The organism is Xanthovirga aplysinae, from assembly GCF_009711365.1.
Classification (GTDB): Bacteria; Bacteroidota; Bacteroidia; order Cytophagales; family Cyclobacteriaceae; genus Xanthovirga; species Xanthovirga aplysinae.
In genome coordinates this window covers 1-3,710 of the sequence record NZ_SMMB01000753.1, presented here as the reverse complement: position 1 = coordinate 3,710, position 3,710 = coordinate 1, and the positions used below count along the sequence as shown (strand labels likewise).

The window sequence follows — 3,710 nt, the reverse complement described above, 5'->3', positions numbered from 1 at the left end:
AGATATTTTTCCTGATTTCTCTTTATTTGTTTATGGTGGCGTGAATTTTGAGCCTTATAAAGCAAAACTTTATGAGTCAATAGGGAAAGAAATTGATTCCATAGAAACTTATCCAGCTTCTGAGGGATTTATTGCTTTCCAGGATAGTCAAAAGGAGGAAGGTCTTTTAATGCTCCTCAATTCAGGTATGTTTTATGAGTTTATCCCTGCCGATGAGTATTTTGATGAAAATCCAAGGCGCTTATCTATTGGGGAAGTAGAGCTAGGGGTTAATTATGCCCTTATTCTGAATACAAATGCCGGATTGTGGGGTTATTCCATTGGCGATACAGTTAAGTTTGTAAGCAAATACCCATATCGGCTTGTTGTGACCGGTCGTATTAAACACTTTATTTCTGCATTTGGAGAGCATGTGATCGGAGAGGAAGTGGAAGGTGCAATGAAATTTGCCATGTCGGAGCACCCCGAAACTGAGTTGATAGAATTTAGTGTTGCTCCTCAAGTTACTCCTAAAGAGGGATTACCATTACATGAGTGGTATGTGGAGTTTGCTAATCCACCTGTTGATATGGAAGCATTTGCCCTGGATTTGGACAATCAATTACGAAAGCTGAACTCCTATTACGATGATCTGATAAGTGGACAGATTCTTCGTACCCTCCATGTGAAACCTTTAAAAAAGGATTCTTTTATCAATTATATGAAAGCTGAAGGTAAACTTGGTGGGCAAAATAAAGTGCCACGATTGGCAAATGACCGGAAAATTGCGGATTACTTGCAGAAATTTGTGGAGGGGTAATTAAGATAAGCTCTTAAGTAAAGACAAAAAGCTTGTTTAAATATTTTGTTTGGAAGTGAAAATGGCGGTTTGAAAGGTTGAATGAGGCCCTTTTTGAGCTCGTAGTCGGAGGTTACGACCGAAAAAAGAAACGAAAATCAGGCTTTTCATAAACCATTTGCAACCAATAGAAAATTTTTAAACATGCTCTAAGGAATAATTCGGAGAATTCTACTGTTGTACGCCCTTTCTGAAAAAGGTGAATGGGAGTCCTGAAGGGCGATTAAGTTAATTTTTTCTGAAGAAAAAGGAATTTAAAAATATTAAAAGTAAAAGGTTGGGGAATAATTCACAAAGAAAGCATGTGGCCATTTTGGGATCCACGGGTTCAATTGGAACCCAGACCCTGGAAGTAGTTCGGGCCAATAGAGAAAAATTCACCGTGGAGGTGTTGACGGCACAAAACAATGCTGATCTTCTGATAGAACAAAGTTTAGAGTTTTTACCCAATGCCGTGGTGATTGGCAACGAGAAGAAATACGAGCAGGTAAGTGAAGCTTTGGATCCTCATGGAGTAAAGGTATACAGTAGCAAAAAAGCACTTGCAGAAGTAGTCCAAATGGATAGTATCGATATTGTTTTGACTGCTTTGGTGGGGTATTCTGGTTTATTGCCTACAGTGAAAGCCATAGAGGCAGGCAAAAACATTGCCTTGGCAAACAAAGAGACTTTGGTGGTGGCAGGGGAGCTGATTACCAAGCTGGCCATGGAAAAAGGGGTAAATATTTACCCAGTGGATTCGGAGCATTCTGCCATTTTTCAATGCTTGGTAGGGGAATTTCATAATCCCATTGAGAAAATTACATTGACAGCTTCAGGTGGGCCTTTCCGTGGAAAAGATAAGTCTTTTTTAAGGACTGTAACCAGTGCTGAAGCTTTAAAACATCCCAATTGGGATATGGGGGCAAAAGTAACCATTGATTCTGCTTCTTTGATGAATAAGGGATTAGAGGTAATAGAAGCAAAGTGGTTGTTTGATTTAAGACCTGATCAGATTGAGGTAGCTGTGCATCCGCAGTCCATAATTCACTCTATGGTACAATTCACCGATGGATCTGTTAAAGCACAATTAGGGTTGCCAGATATGCGAATTCCCATACAGTTTGCGTTAAGTTATCCGGAAAGGCTTAAATCCGATTTCCCAAGATTTAGTTTTTTGGATTATCCAGCCTTAACTTTTGAGGAGCCTGACCTTGAAAATTTCAGGAATCTGAAGCTGGCTTATTTGGCTTTGGAAAAAGGAGGAAACATGCCTTGTGCCCTTAATGCAGCCAATGAAGTGGTGGTTTCCGAATTTTTAAAGGACAGGATTGGTTTTTTAGATATGCCTGAAATTATTGAAGAGTGTTTATTAAGGATTGATTATGTAAGGAATCCTACAATGGATGATTACGTATATACAGATCATAAAACAAGAGTGGAAGCCCTGGAAAGGGTTAACCGATTAGTGAGAATGGCTTAGGAATGAAATTTTTAGACAAGCGCTAAAACTTTTTTTATATTTGCCGTTTTTCGATTAAAAATAGAATTGTTAAGTAAAAACTTATAAATGGAATCATTATTAGAAGGGCTGGTGATGGCCGCCCAGTTAATTCTGGCTTTGTCAATTTTAGTTGGTGTTCATGAATTTGGTCATTTAATTGCGGCAAGGTTATTTGGAATGCGTGTAGAACAATATTCTATTGGTTTTCCTCCTAAAATTTTCGGCTTTAAAGTAGGGCAAACAGAATATTCCCTAGGTGCAATTCCTTTAGGTGGTTTTGTGAAAATTTCGGGAATGATTGATGAATCTTTAGATACTGAAGGACTTTCTGAAGAGCCTAAACCCTGGGAATTCCGTTCCAAACCGGCTTGGCAGCGTCTAATTGTAATGATGGGTGGTATCATTGTGAATGTGATCACCGGTATTTTGATTTTTGTTTTCATGACCTATGTCAATGGCGTTTCTTATTTTCCTAAAGAGGAAGTAAACAAGAATGGAATCATGGCTTATGAATTGGCGCAAGAAATTGGTTTAAAGACTGGGGATAAAATTATAAAGCTCAATGGTCATGATTATGAGAATTTTAGCGATTTGAGAAGTGCAGAGGCTATCTTTGCTGATAATGGTTATTATACCGTTGAGCGAAATGGTGAGATTATTGATATTCCTATTCCAGGAGATTTGGTAGAGAAGCTTTCAGAAAAAAATGTGAAATTTATTGAGCCTTTGTTCCCTTTTAATGTAAATCAAGTTGCACCTGGAAGTGGGGCGGATAAAGGCGGTTTAAAAGCTGGGGATCAAATTCTGAGCATTGCCGGTGAACCTGTAAGTTTCTTTCAGGAATTGAAACCGATTTTGGAACAGTATAAAGGACAGACTATAGATGTAAATGTTTTAAGAGATGGAAGCTCACTTACCCTTCCAATAAAAGTAGACGTGGATGCTACCTTAGGCTTTTCTTCAGAAATGTTACTGGCCTCAAAACATCAAGATTATACCTTCATGCAGGCTATTCCTGAAGGGGTGGATATGGCATTTGAAACGGTTTGGGCGAATGCAAAAGGATTGGGGAAAATATTCTCAGGTGAAGTTTCTGCTTCCAAATCCATTAGCAGTCCAATTGGAATTGCTCAAATGTACGGAGGTACTTGGGATTGGAATAGATTTTGGTATCTTACAGGAGTAATATCTATGATTTTGGCCTTTATGAACTTCCTTCCTATTCCTGCCCTGGACGGGGGACACGTTATGTTTTTGACCTATGAAATGATTTCTGGTCGTGCCCCTTCAGATAAGTTTTTGGAAGTAGCTCAAAAAGCCGGAATGGTGATCCTTTTAAGTATAATGGTGTTTGCCATAGGAAATGATTTGTTTAAAAACCTCTTTTAA

General features: G+C 38.6%; 3 protein-coding genes. All 3 read left to right on the top strand.

Going from position 1 to position 3,710, the window contains the following annotated elements:
* On the top strand, window positions 1–799 hold a 799-nt coding region (locus E1171_RS05125), incomplete at its 5' end, for a GH3 domain-containing protein (protein WP_187696268.1).
* Between the two features lie 316 nt (window positions 800–1,115).
* Complete coding sequence (locus E1171_RS05120; RefSeq protein WP_155204740.1) at window positions 1,116–2,300, top strand: 1-deoxy-D-xylulose-5-phosphate reductoisomerase; 1,185 nt, start codon at window positions 1,116–1,118, stop codon at window positions 2,298–2,300.
* Between the two features lie 87 nt (window positions 2,301–2,387).
* The gene (gene rseP, locus E1171_RS05115; RefSeq protein ID WP_155204738.1) at window positions 2,388–3,710 is read left to right on the top strand and encodes an RIP metalloprotease RseP; all 1,323 of its coding nucleotides are present in this window, start codon (window positions 2,388–2,390) and stop codon (window positions 3,708–3,710) included.

Bases quoted from the DNA above. Each gene is read 5' to 3' on its own strand.
- rseP (WP_155204738.1), top strand. From the start codon at position 2,388: ATGGAATCATTATTAGAAGGGCTGGTGATGGCCGCCCAGTTAATTCTG.